Below are 17,851 nucleotides of genomic sequence, written 5' to 3'. Positions count from 1 at the left end.
GGGCCGTCACAGCCCCAGGTGGGCCAGGACGGCGCGGACCCGGCGGTGCTGGGAGTCGTCCGGGGGGAGGCCGAGCTTGGCGAAGACGTTGCCGACGTGCTTCTCGACGGCGCTGGCGGACAGCACCAGGCGGCGGGCGATCTCCGCGTTGGAGTGGCCCTCGGCCATCAGGCCGAGCAGTTCGCGCTCCCGGGGCGTCAGCGCGGCCAGCGGGTCGGCGCGCCGGCCGGTCAGCAGCCCCGCCACCACCTGGGGGTCGAAGGCCGTGCCGCCCGCGGCGACCCGGGCCAGCGCGTCCAGGAACTCGCCGACCCGGGCGACCCGGTCCTTCAGCAGGTAGCCGACCGCGCCCGCGCCGTCCGCGAGCAGCTCCGCCGCGTACGCGGGCTCGACGTACTGACTGAGCACCAGGACGGGCGTGCCGGGCCGCTCCCGGCGCAGCGCGACCGCCGCCCGCAGGCCCTCGTCGCGGTGGGTGGGCGGCATCCGGACGTCGACCACCGACACGTCGGGCCGGTGCTCCCGCACCGCCGCGACCAGCGCCGGCCCGTCGCCGACGGCCGCCACCACCCGGTGGCCGTCCTCGACGAGCAGCCGCACCAGGCCCTCGCGGAGCAGCACCGCGTCGTCGGCGACGACCACCCGCAGGCCGGCGGGGGCGGGGGAACCGGGGTCGGGCACGGGGGCCTCCGGGGTCAGGGGCACGGGAGTTCGGCGGTCAGCACGGTCGGGCCGCCGGGCGGGCTGTCGACGTCCAGCCGGCCGCCGGCGGAGCGGACCCGGTCGGCCAGGCCGCGCAGGCCGTGCCCCTTGGCGAGGGCCGCGCCGCCGACACCGTCGTCGCTGACCCGGACCAGCAGCACGCCGCCCCGGCGGCGCAGCACGACCGCGCACCGCCGGGCGCCGCTGTGCTTGGCCGTGTTGGTCAGCGCCTCGGCGACCACGAAGTAGGCGGCGACCTCCACCGCGTCGCCGAGCGGCCGCGGGCCGGGCGGGTCGGCGTCCAGGACGGTGGGGACGGCGTTGCGGGCGGCGAGCGCGGCCAGCGCGGGGACCAGCCCCCGGTCGGCCAGGATCGGCGGCGCGATGCCCCGGGACAGCGCGCGCAGCTCCTCCAGGGTCTCGCCGACCCGCACCGCCGCGTCGGCGAGCGCGGCCCGGACCAGCTCGGGCCGCCGGTCGAAGTGGTGCTGGGCCCGGCCGAGTTCGAGGGCGAGCCGGACCAGCTGCTGCTGCGGGCCGTCGTGCAGGTCGCGTTCCAGCCGGCGCAGCGCGCTGGTCCGCGTACCCTCGGGGTCGGTGCGTTCGCCGGGTCCGGCGGGGTCGCCGTGTCGGGCGGGTCCGGCGAGCAGGGCCCGGCCGAGGCCGGCCCGTGCGGCGGCGCACCAGCGGGTGAGCAGCGGCAGGGTGGCGAAGGCGGTGACGGCGAGCGCGGCGGCGACGGCGAGCCGGGCGCCGGGGGTGGTGGCGCCGAGGCTGAGCGCGACGTGCGAGCGCTCGTCGCCCGCGTACAGCGTCATCGGGCGCAGTTCCCCCGCCGTCCCCGGCGCGCGCAGCGGGTAGCTGGCGGTGGCGAGGCCGACGAACCACCACAGCGCGGTCAGCCCGGCCGAGACGAGCGCGAGCGGAAGGACCGTCAGGGCGTGCGCGGCGTCCCGCCACAGGGCGCCCGCGGCCCGGTCGGGGACGGTGCGGCCGGGCAGGGCGCGCAGCCGCCGCCACTCCAGGTCGCCGGGCCGACGGGCGGCGGCCCGGGCGCGGGCCCGCAGCGCCGGGGCGCGGGAGCCGGCCGCCGCGGCGAGCAGCAGCGCACCGGCCAGCAGCACGGGGGAGAGGACGGCCAGCGGCGGCGCCGTCAGCAGGTACCAGGACTCGGCGAGCGTCCGCCGCGCCGTCCGGGCCGTCCGGACCGGGAGGCCGCGGCCCGCCCGGAGCCGGCCCGGGACCGGGGCGGACGACGGCGGGACCATGGGCCCAGCATACTGTCGTCCGCCCCGGCCGGAGGCGCCGCTCAGGCCACGCCGACGGTGACCGAGGTGAAGCCGAGCGAGCCGAGCAGGCCGGTCAGCATCGCCTTGGTGTTGTTCTCCGCGGTCACCGTCAACTCGGTGTCCTTGGCGGCCTTCTGGATCTTGTCGACGGCGAGCAGTTCGACCTTGTGCTGGTCGTCGGCGTTGCCGTCGGAGAAGAAGTCCCCGAACCGGTCGAACAGGCCGCGCTCCTGCGAGTACATGTAGGACTTCTTGACGTCCAGCGCGGCGTCGGCGAGCTGGGCGTGCGGGATGACGATGGTCGCGGTCCGCCGGTCCTCGGAGACCTTGACCGAGTCCGGGCCGAGCTTGCCGAGGTCCACGTACGCGCCGACGGTGCCCGCGCCGACGTACAGGCTGCGGGTGCCGAGCAGGGCGGACGGCAGGAACTTGGCCTCGTCGGCGAGGTCGACGATGACCTGGAAGTTGCCGGTGGCCGCGGTGTAACGGCTCATGTTCTGCACCGACTTGAGGACCACCGGCTGGCTCCGGTCGACGGTCTTCTCCTCGAACGGGCTGGGGAGGCCCGGCAGCCAACCGAGGTTCGCGGCGCCGAGGAACAGCGCCGCGATCACCGCCAGGGTGATCGGCAGGGATATGTACCAGGGCACACGACGACGCACGGTCGCTCCTTCTCGCGGGGCCGGGTCCTGCGCCCGACCCTCGTGCGGAACGCTATCGTCCGTCACTGACGGCCGTCGATCAGTTCGCCGTACGCCTGGAGGAGATCCGGCAGCCGCAGGGTGGCCAGGTCCTCCCGGGAGGGCACGCCGCGCTGCCCGGAGAGCCGCAAGTCCCGGTAGGCGCACGACTTCTCGTACAGGGTGCGGACGAAGCGGCCGTTGCCGAGGCGGTCGATCCAGCCCTCGGCGACCACGTGCCCGCAGATCGAGGACAGCTCCTCGGCCGCGTCCACGTCCCACTCGTCGCCGTCGACCCGCGCCAACTTCAGGCCGATCTCCGCGAGTTCGGCCGGCCGGTAGGAGGGGAAGTCGACCCGGGTGGTGAAACGGGAGTTCAGGCCCGGGTTCGTTGCCAGTAGTCGGTTCATGCCCTCCGGGTACCCCGCGAGGATGACGACAAGCCGGTCCCGGTTGTCCTCGGCCCGCTTCAGCAGCACCTGCAGCGCCTCGTCGCCGTACGCGTCGCCCTTGCTGTAGCCGGAGTTGGCCAGCGAGTACGCCTCGTCTATGAACAGCACGCCGTCCAGCGCCGAGTCGATCAGCTCGTTCGCCTTCACCGCCGTCTGGCCCAGGAACTCGCCCACCAGGTCCGCCCGTTGGGCCTCCACCAGGTGGTCGCCGGAGAGCAGGCCGAGCGCGTGGAACACCCGGCCCAGGATGCGTGCCACCGTGGTCTTGCCGGTGCCGGACGGGCCGGAGAACACGAAGTGCCGCTTCGGCGGCTGCACCGGCAGCCCGCGGTCCGCGCGCAGCCGGGCCATCCGCAACTGCGCGGACAGCGCCCGCACCTGGCGCTTCACCGGGTCCAGGCCGACCATCGCCTCCAGCTCCGCCAGCGCCTGGTCCAGCTCCAGCCGGGCGGCCGGCGCCGGGTTCGGCCCCGCCGCCGGGATCGCCGCCGCCCCCGGCCAGTTGCCCAGCCGCAGCGGCAACGGCGAAGCGCCCGGGGCCCGTTCGGGCCGGCCGCCGCGCGGCTCCGCGCCGAACGGCTCGCCCCCGTACGCCTCGCCGGCCTCCTGCACCCGCTCCGGTTCCGGGCCGGTCCCGCCCGGCTCCGGCTCCAGGTCGAACGGCGCGCCCTCGAACGGCACGCCCTCGAACGCGACGCCCTCGAACGGCGTCCCGTCGAGCGGCAGTTCCTCGAACGGTGCCCCGGCGTCCGGCCCGGTGCCCCGGTACTCGCCGTACGCCGCGCCGTCCAGCAGCCCGTCCTCGGAGATCGCCGCCAGCCGCTGCGCGGTGTCCATGAACGCCGGATCGGCCCGGTGCACCGCCCGGTACAGCGGCAGCGCCGCCGCGCTGCGGCCCGCGCCCTCGTACGCCCGGCCCAGCCAGTACCGCAGCTCCTTGCGCTGCGGCTGCTCGGAGCGGCAGCGCGCCAGCGAGGCGGCCAGCGGGCGCTGCGCCTGCGCGCACATGTCGAGCCGGACCCGGGCCATCCCGGCGAACAGGCCGGCCTCGATGCCGAGCACCGGGTCGTCCAGCAGGCGGTCGGTGTCCCGGATCAGCTGCTCCCAGTCCTTCATCAGGTAGGACCGGCAGGCGTGCAGGAAACGCACCGCGGGCTCCCGCTCCGGCGGCGGACACTCCGTCAGGGCCTGCTCCAGCTCGGCCAGGTGACGGCCGTCCAGCCAGTGCGAGGCGTGCGCGAGCGCGAGGTCCTGCGGGGTCTCCAGCACCGGCTGCACCCACCAGCCCAGCCAGTACCAGGAACTGAGCGGCCGCCGGTGCCGCTCGCGCTGCTCGCCGAACCTGGCCCGGTGCCGCTGCATCGCCAGCAGCGCGCCCGCGGTGTCGCTGCGCAGCGCGTGCAGGCCCAGCCAGGCGTCCGCCATGCCCGGGTCGGTGAAGACCGCGGCCCGGAACTCCTCCTCCGCCCGCGCGTACGAGCCGGCCGTGTACGCGTCCATGGCGCGCGTCCAGGCCCGGTCGGCCTCCGGATGCGGACCCGCGGCGGCGGACCCCTTGCCGCCGCCGGAACTCTCCACCGTCACTGACGCCCCCCGCCAGAACCTCGCGGACGCACATGCGCGCCTGCGTGGCATGGTACCGGCGCGGGGCTGATCCGTAAGGGTGCCGCGCCGCCCAAATGGCGCGAGACGGTCGGGTGTTGGCGCGCGCGGCGGCGCGATCCGGACCGTCGGGGAAAGGAGAACGGCGCCTCCGGCTCACGGGGGAACAAACCGGAGACGCCGTGTCTGTGGTTGCGGATTCAACTGATTTCCGCGACACGCAGAACTTAGATCCTGGCGACGTCGCAGGTCAAGACCACCTGAAACGGTTCACTGAGGGTGCTCCCGGCGATCCGCCCGGTGATCCCGTCGACCCGCGCCCCGGCGTACGGACGGCTCGGATCGGCCGCGAAGTGCGCCTGCTCGGCGCGCGCCCAACCCGCCCAGAAGTCGGCCAGTTCCGGACCGTCCCGCTCCTCCCCGCGGGCCCGCGCGGCCGCCGGGTCCAGCTCCATCCACAGCAGCGCGGCGAGCACCGGGCGCACCGCGCGCCGGCCCGCGCCCACCCCCTCCAGCAGCACCACCGGCGCGGGCGGCAGCTCGGCGCGGGCCCCGAACGCGCCCGCGACCCAGTCGTACACCTCGTAGCGGGCCCGCTCGCCGCGGGCCAGCGGCGCCAGCACCTGCGCGCGCAGCCGCTCCACCCAGCCGAACGGCTCCCGGTGGGTCGCCAGGTCGTCCAGGTGCAGCACGGGCGCGCCGCCGAGCGCCGCGGCCAGCCGGCCCGCGAACGTGGTCTTGCCCGACCCGGCGTGGCCGTCCACGGCGACCAGCCGCACCGGGCCCAGCGAGGGCGGCAGCGCGCGCAGCGCCGCGGCGAGCGCGGCCAGGTCGGCCAGGTCGGGGGAGGGGTCGGTCATCCGGCCAGCGTACGCGGGCCGGGCCGGGGGCCCGGGCGTCGTCCTCCAGGCGTGCTTCAGGTGTGCTTCAGGCGTGGTCCGTCGGGCGCGGTCCTCCGGCGGGGGTCAGGCCGCGCGGCGGTCGCGCTGGGCCGGCACCAGGACGCGCACCGCGCGGTGGGCGCCGGCGTGCGAGAACGGCTGGGTGCGCCAGTCCAGCTTGCCGGGCAGCGCCACCAGGTTGTCCGGGCCGTCCTGCTCCGCGTGCTCCTCGCACTCCGGCAGCTCGGCCGTGGGGGCGCCGGTGCCCGGGCAGATGGCGGGCTGGAAGGGGTTCCACGCGGAGGTCAGCACCGCGTGCTGGGGCAGTCGCTCCTCGTCCCCGATCAGGGCGATCGGGCGGTCGCACGCCGGGCAGTGCACCCGGACGCTCTCCCAGCTGTCGGCCGCGCCCGGGTCCGCCCCGAAGGACAGCTCGGACGCGCCGGGTTCCTCGACGTCGGAACGCTGGTCGGTGGAAGGCATTGATCCCCCTCGGATCGGGCCGGAGTCTCTCGTTGTCCGGGCCACCAGCAGCACTTCCCCCTGACGGGGCCTCATAACCCTGCGCTCCGGCGCACGGTGATGCACGACCTGTGTTCCTCGCCACATTCCGTTGGCATGTGCCCCCCGGATGCGCCCCCACGGGCCGCCTGCGCGGCCCCGCCGCGATCGAGTAGGTTGACGCCTTGTGGAGGAACTCGACCAGCGCATCGTCCAGCTGCTGCTCCAGGACGGACGGATGAGCTACACCGACCTGGGCAAGGCCACCGGCCTGTCCACCTCGGCCGTGCACCAGCGGGTGCGCCGCCTCGAACAGCGCGGCGTCGTCCGCGGCTACACCGCCATCGTCGACCCCGAGGCCGTCAACCTCGCGCTGACGGCGTTCATCTCCGTCAAGCCCTTCGACCCCAGCGCGCCCGACGACACCCCCGAGCGGCTGGAGGGCCTCCCCGAGATCGAGGCCTGCCACAGCGTCGCCGGCGACGAGAACTACATCCTCAAGGTCCGGGTCCCCGGCCCCGGCGACCTGGAGGACCTGCTGGCCCGCATCCGCACCGCCGCCGGCGTCTCCACCCGCACCACCGTGGTCCTCTCCACCCCCTACGAGGCCCGCCCCCCGAAGCTCTGAGGCCGCCGTCCGGAGTGCGAGACTGGACGCCATGACCGAACGCACCTCCCGGACCGTCCTGCTGCGCGGCGGCAACGTCTACAGCCCCGCCGACCCCTTCGCCACCGCCATGCTGGTCGAGGGCGGGCACGTCGCCTGGGTCGGCAGCGACGGGGCCGCCGGGGCGTACGCCGACGCCGCCGACGAGATCGTCGAACTGGACGGCGCCCTGGTCACCCCCGCGTTCGTCGACGCCCACGTGCACGCCACCGCCACCGGGCTCTCCCTCACCGGCCTCGACCTCACCGACTGCGCCTCGCTCCCCGAGGCCCTGGCCCGGATCGCCGCGTTCTGCGCCGAGACCGGTGAAGGCGGCGGAGTGCTGATCGGCCACGGCTGGGACGAGACCAACTGGCCCGAGGGCCGCGCCCCCTCGCTCGCCGAACTCGACGCCGCCGCCGGCGGCGCCCCGCTCTACCTGTCCCGCACCGACGTCCACTCCGGCCTCGCCACCGGCGCGCTGCGCGCCCTCGTCCCCGGCCTCGCCGACACCGCCGGACACCACCCCGAGCAGCCGCTCACCCAGGACGCCCACCACGCCGTCCGGGCCGCCGCCCTCGCCCACCTCACCCCCGGCCGGCGCCGCGCCGCCCAGCTCGCCACCCTGCGCCGCGCCGCCGAACTCGGCATCGGCACGCTGCACGAGTGCGCCGGACCGCAGATCTCCTCCGCCGAGGACCTCGCCGCACTGCTCGCCCTCGCCGCCGAGACCCCCGGCCCCGAGGTGCACGGCTACTGGGGCGAACTCGGCCCCGAAGGCGTCCGGACGGCGAAGACGCTCGGCGCGGTCGGCGCCGGCGGCGACCTGTTCGCCGACGGCGCCCTCGGCTCCCGCACCGCCTGCCTGCACGACCCCTACGCCGACGCCCCGCACACCGGCATCGCCTACCTGACGGCCGACCAGGTCGCCGAGCACGTCACCGCCTGCACCGAGGCCGACCTGCAGGCCGGGTTCCACGCCATCGGCGACGCCGCCATCACCGCCGTCGTCGACGGCGTCCGGGCCGCCGCCGACAAGCTCGGCACCGACCGGGTCCGGGCCCTGCGCCACCGCGTCGAACACGCCGAGGCCCTCACCCCCGAGACCCTGGCCGCCTTCGCCGAACTCGGCCTCACCGCCTCCGTCCAGCCCGCCTTCGACGCCGCCTGGGGCGGCCCCGACGGCATGTACGCGGCCCGGCTCGGCGCCGAACGCGCCGCCGCCCTCAACCCGTTCGCCGCGATGCTGCGCACCGGCGTCCCGCTCGCCTTCGGCTCCGACGCCCCCGTCACCCCGCTCGACCCGTGGGGCACCGTGCGGGCCGCCGCCTTCCACCGCACCCCCGAGCACCGGATCTCGGTCCGGGCCGCGTTCACCGCCCACACCCGCGGCGGCCACCGCGCCCTCGGCCACGACCAGGACGGCGTCCTCGTCCCCGGCGCGACCGCCTCCTACGCGATCTGGGCCACCACCGACCTGGTCGTCCAGGCCCCCGACTCCCGGGTCGCCGGCTGGTCCACCGACCCCCGCTCCGGCACCCCCGGCCTCCCCGACCTCACCCCCGGCACCCCGCTCCCCACCTGCCTGCGCACCGTCGTCCGCGGCCGCACCGTGTACGAGCGGTAGCGCCCGGCGGCCCGGGAACACCAGCTCGGGAGTGCTGTACCTTTCGGAGGACGTCGAACGAGTCCGATCCCCGCCCGCGCGGGGATGATCCCCAGAGAGGTGGTGCGCAGGTGGCACTGCCCGTTTCGCAGGAGCAGCCGGTGGCGGAGGAGAAGTCCGAGCCGCCGGCGCGGGCACGGGGCGGCCGCCGGGCCTGGTGGGGCCGGACCGGGCTGGCCGCGCTCGGCGGAACGGCCCTGGCCCTCGCGTTCCCCCCGTTCGACGTCTGGCCGCTGTCGGTCCTCGCGGTGACCGCGCTGACCCTGCTCACCCGCGGCCGCACCCCCCGGCACGGCGCCTGGCTCGGCTTCGCCTTCGGCGTCCCGTTCTTCGTGGTGCTGCTGGCCTGGCTGCGCCCGGTCGGCTGGGACGCCACCGTCGGCCTGTCGCTGATCGAGGCGCTGTTCCTCGCCGCGATGGGCGCCTGCCTCGCGCCGACCTCCCGGCTGCGCGGCTGGCCGCTGTGGGCGGCGATGCTCTGGGTCACCCAGGAGTGGGCCCGCGACCGGCTGCCGTTCGGCGGCTTCCCGTGGGGCCGGCTGGCGTTCGCCAACGCCGCCAGCCCCTACACGCCGCTCGCGGCGCTCGGCGGCGCCCCGTTGGTGACCTTCGCGGTGGCCGCCAGCGGCACCCTGCTCGCCTGGGCCGTGCTGGCCCTGCTGCGGGCCCGGAAGGCCGAGACCGACCTGCCCTGGCGCGCGCCCGTCGGCGCGGTCGGCGCGGTCGCGCTCGCCCTGGTCGGCTACGCCGTGCCGGTCCGCACCGGCGCCGCCGACACCGTGAAGGTCGCCCTGGTCCAGGGCAACGTGGACCGCCCCGGCATGGACTTCCTGGGCCGGCCCATGGAGGTGCTGAACAACCACGCCGGCGCCACCGAGCAGCTCGCCGCCGACGTCGCCGCCGGGAAGACCGCCAAGCCGGACGTGGTGATCTGGCCGGAGAACGCCTCCGACCTGGACCCGTTCAGCGACCCGGCGGCGTACGCCCGGATCGACCAGGCCGTCAAGGCCGTCGGCGTCCCCACCCTGGTCGGCGCGCTGGTCGACGGCCCCGACACCCAGCACGTCCGCAACGAGGGCATCGTCTGGGACCCGTCGTCCGGCCCCGGCGAGTCCTACACCAAGCAGCACCCGGTGCCGTTCGGCGAGTACGTGCCGTTCCGCGACGAGCTGTCCAAGGTGATCAGCCGCCTGCAGCGGGTCGCCCGGGACTTCTACCCCGGCACCGGCAGCGGTGTGATGCAGCTCGGCCCGGCCCGGATCGGCGACGTCATCTGCTTCGAGGTCGCCTACGACGAGATCGTCCGCGACACCGTCAACCAGGGCGGCCGGGTGCTGGTCGTGCAGACCAACAACGCCACCTACAACCGGACCGGGCAGACCGAGCAGCAGCTCGCGATGTCCCGGCTGCGGGCCGTCGAGCACGGCCGCGCGGTGCTGATCGCGGCGACCAGCGGCGTCTCCGCGGTGATCGCCCCCGACGGCACGGTCGAGCAGCGCACCGGGGAGATGACCCAGCAGGTGCTGAACGCCGTGGTGCCGCTGCGCGACAGCCAGACCGTCGCCGACAAGGTCGGCGCCGGCCCCGAGTGGGCGCTCGCCCTGGGCGGCCTGCTGGCCTGCGCGTTCGCGGCGACCGGCGCGGTGCGCCGCCGCCGGGCCGACCGGGCGGCCTGAGCCCCCCGGGGAGTTCCGGGGGAGCGCGCGGGGAACGGCGGGGGTGGTGGCGGGGTCGCGGAACACGGCGGCCCCGCGGCCCGTTGTGCCAGGTGGTGCCGTGGAACGCGGCCGGAGTCGCCGGCCGCCGCGGAGAGCACCACGACGGAGTGGATCCCTACCGTGTCCCAGCAAGAAACCCCGGCCCGTCCGGCCCGCCGCGGGCGGCTCGCCCGCAGTGTCCCGCTGCTGATCGCCGCCTGGCTGGTGCTGGAGATCTGGCTGCTCACGGTGGTGGCCGGCTGGATCGGCTGGTTCCTCACCCTGCTCCTGCTGGTCGCGGGCGCCGTCCTCGGCGGCACCGTGATCAAGCGCGCCGGGGCCCGGGCGTTCCAGGCCGCCGTCCAGCTGTCGAAGGACCCGCAGTCCGCGCAGCCGCAGACCGGCACCTCGATGACCGTGCTGGCCGGCGTGCTGCTGATCATCCCCGGCTTCCTGTCCGACCTGCTCGCGGTGACGTTCCTGCTGCCGCCGAGCCGCGCCCTGTGGCGGGCCCTCGGCCGCCGGATCACCGGCTCGGTGCTGCGCTCCACCGCCCCGGTCGGCGCGGACCGGTTCGCCGACGCGATGCGCCTGCAGGAGCAGCTGCGCATCCACCGCCCCGACGGCAAGGTCGTCCAGGGCGAGGTCGTCGACCCGCCAGCGGGCCCGCAGGGGCCGGACACCGGGTACCGGCCGCCGCTCACCCCCTGACCGCACCTCCTGACCGCACCCCTCCCGGGGTGATCATCCGACGATCCGTCAGGTATGGATCGTGCGGGTGCGCACGGTCGACGGCCGAGCGAATGAAATACCAGCGCTTTACCTGATCGAACCGGGATTTCCGCCCGATGGACAGGTGGGCGGCGCCGCAGGGCGCCGCCGCCGACCCCTCATCGAAAGGCGGAGACCTCCACCATGGGTGCTCCTTCCAGCGGCGCGGCGCGCGGTGCGCCGCCGCCACCCCCGCGCAGCCGGCTCGCCGCGGGCGCGACCGTCCTGGCCCTGTGCGCCGGCTACCTGGGCGCGCTGACCCCGTCCGCCGACGCGCAGGCCGGCGACGGCGCGGTGACGGTCCGGGTGGTGCGCAAAGTCACCGCCGACGGCGTCTGGCAAGGGTCCGCGCTGGAACCCGGCATGGGCGGGGTCACCGTCACCCTCACCGACGACGCCGGGACCAGCATCAACGGCACCACCGCCGCCGACGGCACCGTCACCCTGAACGCCGGCACCAGCGGCCTGACCGGCGGCAAGTACCGCGTCCAGGTGCTCAACCCGAAACCCGGCGTGCTGTTCTCCGCCTTCGCCGACCGGCAGGGCCTCGACGGCGCGCCCAACCGGCTGAGCAGCACCGAGGAGTTCGTCGACCTCTCCGGCGGCAAGAAGGTCTCCTACACCACCGGCCTGTGGAACCCCGGCGACTACTGCCAGAAGAACGCCCCGCTGGTCACCGCCTGCATCCGCTCCGAGGTCCCCCCGGCCGACCCGGCCACCCGCACCCTGGTGACCTTCCCCTACGACGCGCGCGGCGACAACAACCGGACCACCGACCTGGCGACCAAGACCCAGACCGGCGCCGTCTACGGCATCGGCTGGAACAAGCAGCAGAAGCGGATCTTCAGCGGCGCGCACGCCCACCGCGGCTCCGCGTACGGCCCCGGCGGCTCCGGCGGCATCTACCTCACCGACCGCGCCACCGGCGCCACCACCCTGTACACCACCGTCCCCGGCACCGGCAGCACCGCGCACGCCTACACCACCGACATGGACCTGGCGTTCACGCCCGCCGTCGGCAAGGAGGCGCTCGGCGACGTCGAGGTCTCCGAGGACGGCAAGGACCTGTACGTCGTCAACCTGAAGGACCGTCAGCTCTACCGCTACGACGCGACGGTCACCACCGCCACCGCCCCCAAGGCCGTCTACCCGATCCCCGGACCGAGCACCCCCTGCCCGGCCGACGGCGACTGGCGGCCCTACGGCCTCGGCGTCCAGGACGGCGTCGTGTACGTCGGCGGCGTCTGCTCCGGCGAATCCACCAAGAAGACCGCCGACCTGCGGGCCGTGGTCCGCACCTTCGACCCGGCCGCCGGCACGTTCGGCCCGGTGATCCTCGACCAGAAGCTCGACTACCCGCGCCCCGTGACGTACAGCGTCGCCCCGTGCGCCGGCGCCGGCTGGTTCCCCTGGTCGGACACCATCCCGACCACCCAGAACGGCACCGCCTGCGGCACCGGCTACTACGCCAACCCGGAGCCGATGCTCGCCGACATCGTCGTCGACACCGACGGCGCGCTGATCCTGAGCTTCCGCGACCGCCTCGCCGACCAGCTCGGCCACCTCCAGCCGATCACCCCCGGCGGGCCCGCCACCGTGGTCCCGTCCGCGGGCGGCGCGCTCAGCCGGGCCTGCGCCGCGGGCGACGGCACCTTCGTGATGGCGGAGAACCTCGGCTGCGGGAAGACCGGCGCCCGCGGCCAGGGCTACTACGGCCAACAGCGCACCCCCTACCACCAGAACGCGCTGTTCTCCGGCATCGCGCTGTCCAAGGTCGAGACCACCATCGCCTCCTCCGCCCTGGACCCCGACGACGTCACCACCTACACCGGCGGCACCGCGTTCACCAACCGCGACGGCACCCGCCCCGCCGCCGGACAGATGGGCAACCGCCTGACCAGCACCTTCGGCAAGGGCGGCTCGATGGCCGACCTCGAAGTGCTGTGCGACGAAGCCCCGCTGCAGATCGGCAACCGGGTCTGGTACGACGTGAACCGCAACGGCGTCCAGGACCCCGGCGAGAAGCCCGTGCCCGGTGCGACCGTCCGGCTCTACGACGCCAGCGGCGCCGTGGTCGGGACGACGAGGACCACCGCCCGCGGCGAGTACTACTTCGACGACACCAACGTGACGGGCGGCCTCAAGCCGCGCACCGCCTACACCGTGAAGGTCGACCTGCCCGCCGACTACGCCCCCGGCGGCCCGCTCTACCAGTGGACCGTCACCAAGGCCGACGCGGGGAGCAACGACTTCGTTGACAACGACGGCAAGGTTCCGCCCGGCGGCACCTACCCGGAGATCTCCCTGGTCACCGGCGGCCCCGGCGAGAACAACCACACCTACGACTTCGGCTACGTGCAGCCCGAGGGCGCGGTGACGGTCACCAAGACCGACCCGCAGGGCAACCCGCTGGCCGGGGCGAAGTTCCAGCTCTGGAAGGACACCGACGGCACCGCGGGCATCAACACCGGCACCGACACCAGAGTCGGCGCCGAGTGCACCACCGGCGCCGACGGCAAGTGCACCGCCACCGTCCCGCTCGGTACCTACTACTGGCAGGAGACCGCCGCCCCCGACGGCTACCTGATGCCCGATCAGGTGTTCTTCGGCCCGCTCGTCCTCACCATGGACACCTACCGGGCCGGCGTCACCACCACCGCCGTCGACCGGCCGATGACCGGCCGGGTGTCGGTGCTGAAGACCGACCCCGACGGGAAAGCGCTTCCCGGCGCGGTCTTCCAGCTCTGGAAGGAGAGCAACGGCACCCCCGGCCTCCAGTCGACCGGCGCCACCCCCGACACCATGGTCAACCCGGCCTGCACCACCGGCGCGGACGGTCTCTGCGCCGCCACAGTGGGGCTGGGCACCTACTACTGGCAGGAGGTGTCGGCCCCGGCCGGGTACCTGCTGCCCGACCCCGCCGTCTTCGGCCCGCTGACCCTGACCGCCGCCAACTTCCGCGCGGGCGTCTCCGTCACCGTCACCGACCGGCCGATGACCGGCCGGGTGCAGGTACTGAAGACCGACCCCGACGGGAAAGCGCTTCCCGGCGCGAAGTTCCAGCTCTGGAAGGACACTGACGGTGTGTCCGGTCTGCAGCCCGCGACCGACACCAAGGTGAGCGCGGAGTGCACCACCGGCGCGGACGGCACCTGTGCCGCCACGGTGGGGCTGGGCACCTACTACTGGCAGGAGACGGCGGCCCCCGAGGGCTTCCTGCTCCCCGAACAGGACGTGTTCGGGCCGCTGGTGCTCACCGCCGACAACTTCCGCGCGGGCGTCTCCACCACCGCCGTCGACCGGCCGATGACCGGCCGGGTGCAGGTGCTGAAGACCGACCCCGACGGGAAGGCGCTTTCCGGCGCGAAGTTCCAGCTGTGGAAGGACACTGACGGTGTGTCCGGTCTGCAGCCCGCGACCGACACCAAGGTGGGTGCGGAGTGCACCACGGGCGCGGACGGTCTCTGCGCCGCCACAGTGGGGCTGGGCACCTACTACTGGCAGGAGACGGCCACCCCGGCCGGGTACCTGCTGCCCGACCCGGCGGTCTTCGGCCCGCTGACCCTCGCGGCGGCCAACGCCACCGAGGGCGTCACCGCGACGGCGGTCAACCGCCCCGCGCCCGGCAGCGTCACCGTCCACAAGACCGACCCCGAGGGCCAGTCCCTGGCGGGCGCGAAGTTCCAGCTCTGGCGGGACTCCGACGGTACGGCGGGCCTCCAGCCCGCGACCGACACCAAGGTGGGTGCCGAGTGCACCACGGGCGCGGACGGCCTCTGCACCGCCACCGTCGACCCCGGCACCTACTACTGGCAGGAGACCGCCGCCCCCGACGGCTTCCTGCTCCCCGACAACCCGGTCTTCGGCCCGCTGGTCCTGACCGTCGACAACTCCCGGCAGGGCGTCACCACCACCGCCGTCGACCGGCCGATGACCGGCCGGGTCTCGGTGCTGAAGACGGACCCCGACGGGAAGGCGCTTTCCGGCGCGGTCTTCCAGCTGTGGAAGGACTCCGACGGTACGGCGGGTCTCCAGCCCGCGACCGACACCAAGGTGGGTGCGGAGTGCACCACGGGTGCGGACGGCATCTGCACCGCCACCGTCGGCTTGGGCACGTACTACTGGCAGGAGGTGTCGGCCCCGGCCGGGTACCTGCTGCCCGACCCGGCGGTCTTCGGGCCGCTGACCCTGACCTCCGCCAACTTCCGCGCGGGCGTCACTACCACCGTGGTGGACCGTCCGATGACCGGCGCGGTCTCCGTCACCAAGGTCGACCCGCAGGGCAAGCCGCTGGCGGGTGCCAAGTTCCAGCTCTGGCGGGACTCCGACGGTACGGCGGGCCTCCAGCCCGCGACCGACAGCAAGGTGGGTACGGAGTGCACCACGGGCGCGGACGGCGGCTGTGCGGCCACCGTCGGCCTGGGCACCTACTACTGGCAGGAGACCGCCGCCCCCAGCGGCTACCTGCTGCCCGACCCGGCGGTCTTCGGCCCGCTGACCCTGACCGCCGACAACTTCCGCCAGGGCGTCACCGCCACCGTCACCGACCAGCCGATCACCGGCCGGGTGTCGGTGCGGAAGACCGATCCGGACGGGAAGGCGCTTTCCGGCGCGAAGTTCCAGCTCTGGCAGGACGCTGACGGCGTGTCTGGCCTCCAGCCCGCGACCGACGCCAAGGTGGGTGCGGAGTGCACCACGGGTGCGGACGGCGGCTGTGCGGCCACCGTGGGGCTGGGCACGTACTACTGGCAGGAGACGGCGGCCCCCGACGGCTACCTGCTGCCCGACCCGGCCGTGTTCGGGCCGCTCACGCTGACGGCCGAGAACGCGGAGGCCGGAGTCTCCACCACCGTGGTCGACCGGCCCGCGCCGGGCGAGGTCTCGGTGCTGAAGACCGACCCGCAGGGCAAGCCCCTGGACGGCGCGGTGTTCCAGCTGTGGCGCAAGACCGGCCCCGGCGAGGGCCTGCAGAAGGGCACCGACGCCAAGTCCGGCGCCCCCTGCACCGCCGCCGGCGGCGGCCGCTGCGCCGCCACCGTCGAACTCGGCAGCTACTACTGGGAGGAGGTCCAGGCCCCGGCCGGGTACCGCCTGCCGGACAACCCGGTCTTCGGCCCGCTGGTGCTCACCCTCGCCAACGCGCGGCAGGGCGTCACCGTCACCGTGGTGGACCAGCCGATCACCGGCCGGGTGTCGGTGCGGAAGACCGATCCGGACGGGAAGGCGCTTTCCGGCGCGAAGTTCCAGCTCTGGAAGGACACTGACGGCGTGTCTGGCCTGCAGCCGGCCACCGACGCCAAGGTGGGTGCGGAGTGCACCACGGGTGCGGACGGCGGCTGTGCGGCCACCGTGGGGCTGGGCAGCTACTACTGGCAGGAGACGGCGGCCCCCGACGGCTACCTGCTGCCCGACCCGGCCGTGTTCGGGCCGCTCGCCCTGACGGCCGAGAACGCGGAGGCCGGAGTCTCCGCCACCGTGGTCGACCGGCCCGCGCCGGGCGAGGTCTCGGTGCTGAAGACCGACCCCGACGGGAAGGCGCTTTCCGGCGCGGTCTTCCAGCTGTGGCGGGACTCCGACGGTACGGCGGGCCTCCAGCCCGCGACCGACACCAAGGTGGGTGCGGAGTGCCGGACGCCCGCGGACGGGCGCTGCACCGCGGGGGTCGAACTCGGCAGCTACTACTGGCAGGAGGTGTCGGCCCCGGTCGGCTACCTGCTGCCGGACCCGGCGGTGTTCGGGCCGTTGACGCTCACCGTGGAGAACGCCCGCGCCGAGCACGCCGTCACCGTGGTCGACCGGCCGCTGCCCGGATACCTGCACCTGCTCAAGCGCGACGCAGACACCCGCGCGGCGCTGGCCGGCGCCGAGTTCCGGCTCTGGCGGGAGAGCAACGGCACGGACGGCCTCCAGTCGGACGGCGACACCGAGGTGGGTGCGCCCTGCACCACCGACCAGGACGGCGGCTGCCACGCCGGGCCGCTGCCCGCGGGCCGGTACTACTGGCAGGAGACCAAGGCCCCGGCCGGGTACCTGCTGCCGGAGCAGGCCGTCACCCCGGTCACCCTGGCCGAGGGCGTCGCCGACCCGGTGGCCTCCGTCACCGTCGACAACCGGCGCGGGCCCACCCCGCCCCCGCCGGTCCCGCCGACGCCCCCCGTCCCGCCGCGGCCGCCGGTTCCGCCGCTGCCGGACACCGGCACCTCCGCCGAGCTGGTCGGCGGGCTGAGCGCGCTGCTGCTGGCCACGGGCGGGGCGCTGCTCGGAGTGCGCAGCCGCCGCCGACGGGGCGGGAAGTGACCGCCCGGCGGCAGTGACCGGTCGACGGTCGAGGCCATCGGCCCGGAGGGGCGGCACCGGACTCCCGGTGCCGCCCCTCCGGCGTCCGTGCGGTGGCGGTGGCGGCGGGGGAGAAGGGGCGGGGGAGGCGGGTACGCCGAAGGGCCCCGGATTCCGGGGCCCTTCGGCAGTGGTGCGGAGCGCTCGCCGCTAGGCGGACTTGCGGGAGTCGCGCGGGTGCACCGCAAGGTTCATGCCGCCGGAGCGCAGGACGGCCAGGCGCTCGGCCAGGACCTCCTCCAACTCCTCGCGCGTCCGACGCTCCATCAGCATGTCCCAGTGGGTGCGGGTGGGCTTGGTCTTCTTCTCCTCGGGCTCCTCGCCGTCGAGGAGCGCTGCCTCCTGGCCGCAGAAACGGCATTCCCACACCACGGGAATCTCCGCCTCGACCGAGAACGGCACCTCGAAGCGGTGTCCGTTCTGGCATGCGTACTCGACGGTCTGGCGCGGGGCCAGGTCAATGCCGCGGTCGGTCTCGTAGCTGGTCGCCCCGAGTCGCGTGCCGCGGAGAGCTCGCTCGCTCATGAATCGTGCCTCCCGGGCTTCTTGCCCACAGGACTAGTGGTCGCTGTCTTCGTCGCTGGGTCCAACGCTCGGCCTTCGACGAAGATTCCCGTCCCGGGGACAT

At 74.9% G+C, this 17,851-nt stretch carries 12 protein-coding genes; 5 read left to right on the top strand and 7 right to left on the bottom strand.

Annotation, left to right across the window (positions count from 1 at the left end):
* Positions 1–6: 6 nt before the first annotated feature.
* The 6 genes from ACIQBJ_RS04540 to ACIQBJ_RS04515 form a co-directional block, all read right to left on the bottom strand.
* Positions 7–648 (bottom strand): response regulator, encoded by a 642-nt coding sequence (locus ACIQBJ_RS04540; protein WP_400703519.1) that lies wholly within the window; start codon positions 646–648, stop codon positions 7–9.
* A gap of 47 nt (positions 649–695) precedes the next feature.
* Positions 696–1,970, bottom strand: coding sequence for a sensor histidine kinase (locus ACIQBJ_RS04535; RefSeq protein WP_400703280.1), 1,275 nt, complete (start codon positions 1,968–1,970; stop codon positions 696–698).
* Between the two features lie 41 nt (positions 1,971–2,011).
* Positions 2,012–2,653 carry a DUF4230 domain-containing protein gene (locus tag ACIQBJ_RS04530; protein WP_400703277.1) on the bottom strand — a complete coding sequence of 214 codons (642 nt, stop codon included), beginning with the start codon at positions 2,651–2,653 and terminating at the stop codon, positions 2,012–2,014.
* 62 nt (positions 2,654–2,715) lie between these two features.
* Positions 2,716–4,623, bottom strand: a complete 1,908-nt coding sequence (locus ACIQBJ_RS04525) for an AAA family ATPase (RefSeq protein ID WP_400703516.1) — start codon at positions 4,621–4,623, stop codon at positions 2,716–2,718.
* A gap of 329 nt (positions 4,624–4,952) precedes the next feature.
* A complete protein-coding gene (locus ACIQBJ_RS04520; protein WP_400703274.1) occupies positions 4,953–5,585 on the bottom strand; it encodes a uridine kinase in 633 nt (210 codons plus the stop codon).
* 105 nt (positions 5,586–5,690) lie between these two features.
* The gene (locus ACIQBJ_RS04515) at positions 5,691–6,089 is read right to left on the bottom strand and encodes a hypothetical protein (RefSeq protein WP_400703271.1); all 399 of its coding nucleotides are present in this window, start codon (positions 6,087–6,089) and stop codon (positions 5,691–5,693) included.
* Positions 6,090–6,294: 205 nt separating this feature from the next.
* Between ACIQBJ_RS04515 and ACIQBJ_RS04510 the strand changes: the two genes are divergently transcribed.
* The 5 genes from ACIQBJ_RS04510 to ACIQBJ_RS04490 all read left to right on the top strand — a co-directional run bounded on the left by ACIQBJ_RS04510 (position 6,295) and on the right by ACIQBJ_RS04490 (position 17,184).
* Positions 6,295–6,735, top strand: a complete 441-nt coding sequence (locus ACIQBJ_RS04510) for an Lrp/AsnC family transcriptional regulator (protein ID WP_400703269.1) — start codon at positions 6,295–6,297, stop codon at positions 6,733–6,735.
* A 31-nt stretch (positions 6,736–6,766) separates the two neighbouring features.
* On the top strand, positions 6,767–8,380 hold the full coding sequence (locus ACIQBJ_RS04505) for an amidohydrolase (protein ID WP_400703266.1): 1,614 nt from the start codon (positions 6,767–6,769) through the stop codon (positions 8,378–8,380).
* Between the two features lie 110 nt (positions 8,381–8,490).
* Positions 8,491–10,095 (top strand): apolipoprotein N-acyltransferase, encoded by a 1,605-nt coding sequence (gene lnt, locus ACIQBJ_RS04500; protein WP_400703263.1) that lies wholly within the window; start codon positions 8,491–8,493, stop codon positions 10,093–10,095.
* A gap of 162 nt (positions 10,096–10,257) precedes the next feature.
* Positions 10,258–10,827, top strand: coding sequence for an FxsA family membrane protein (gene fxsA, locus ACIQBJ_RS04495; protein WP_400703260.1), 570 nt, complete (start codon positions 10,258–10,260; stop codon positions 10,825–10,827).
* Positions 10,828–11,031: 204 nt separating this feature from the next.
* Entirely contained in the window at positions 11,032–17,184 is a 6,153-nt protein-coding gene (locus ACIQBJ_RS04490) for a SpaA isopeptide-forming pilin-related protein (protein WP_400703257.1), read from the top strand.
* Between the two features lie 189 nt (positions 17,185–17,373).
* Here the strand turns inward: ACIQBJ_RS04490 and ACIQBJ_RS04485 are convergent, their stop codons facing one another.
* The gene (locus ACIQBJ_RS04485) at positions 17,374–17,748 is read right to left on the bottom strand and encodes an RNA polymerase-binding protein RbpA (protein WP_073816413.1); all 375 of its coding nucleotides are present in this window, start codon (positions 17,746–17,748) and stop codon (positions 17,374–17,376) included.
* Positions 17,749–17,851: the final 103 nt, after the last annotated feature.

The organism is Kitasatospora sp. NPDC088391 (genome assembly GCF_044753345.1).
Lineage (GTDB): Bacteria > Actinomycetota > Actinomycetes > Streptomycetales > Streptomycetaceae > Kitasatospora.
The sequence above is the reverse complement of the archived record's forward strand: the minus strand, read 5'-3'. Positions and strand labels throughout refer to the sequence as shown.

Coding starts and splice junctions, on each gene's coding strand:
- ACIQBJ_RS04520 (WP_400703274.1), bottom strand. CDS start 5,585: ATGACCGACCCCTCCCCCGACCTGGCCGACCTGGCCGCGCTCGCCGCG.
- ACIQBJ_RS04505 (WP_400703266.1), top strand. CDS start 6,767: ATGACCGAACGCACCTCCCGGACCGTCCTGCTGCGCGGCGGCAACGTC.
- ACIQBJ_RS04535 (WP_400703280.1), bottom strand. CDS start 1,970: ATGGTCCCGCCGTCGTCCGCCCCGGTCCCGGGCCGGCTCCGGGCGGGC.
- ACIQBJ_RS04490 (WP_400703257.1), top strand. CDS start 11,032: ATGGGTGCTCCTTCCAGCGGCGCGGCGCGCGGTGCGCCGCCGCCACCC.
- ACIQBJ_RS04485 (WP_073816413.1), bottom strand. CDS start 17,748: ATGAGCGAGCGAGCTCTCCGCGGCACGCGACTCGGGGCGACCAGCTAC.
- ACIQBJ_RS04525 (WP_400703516.1), bottom strand. CDS start 4,623: ATGGACGCGTACACGGCCGGCTCGTACGCGCGGGCGGAGGAGGAGTTC.
- ACIQBJ_RS04515 (WP_400703271.1), bottom strand. CDS start 6,089: ATGCCTTCCACCGACCAGCGTTCCGACGTCGAGGAACCCGGCGCGTCC.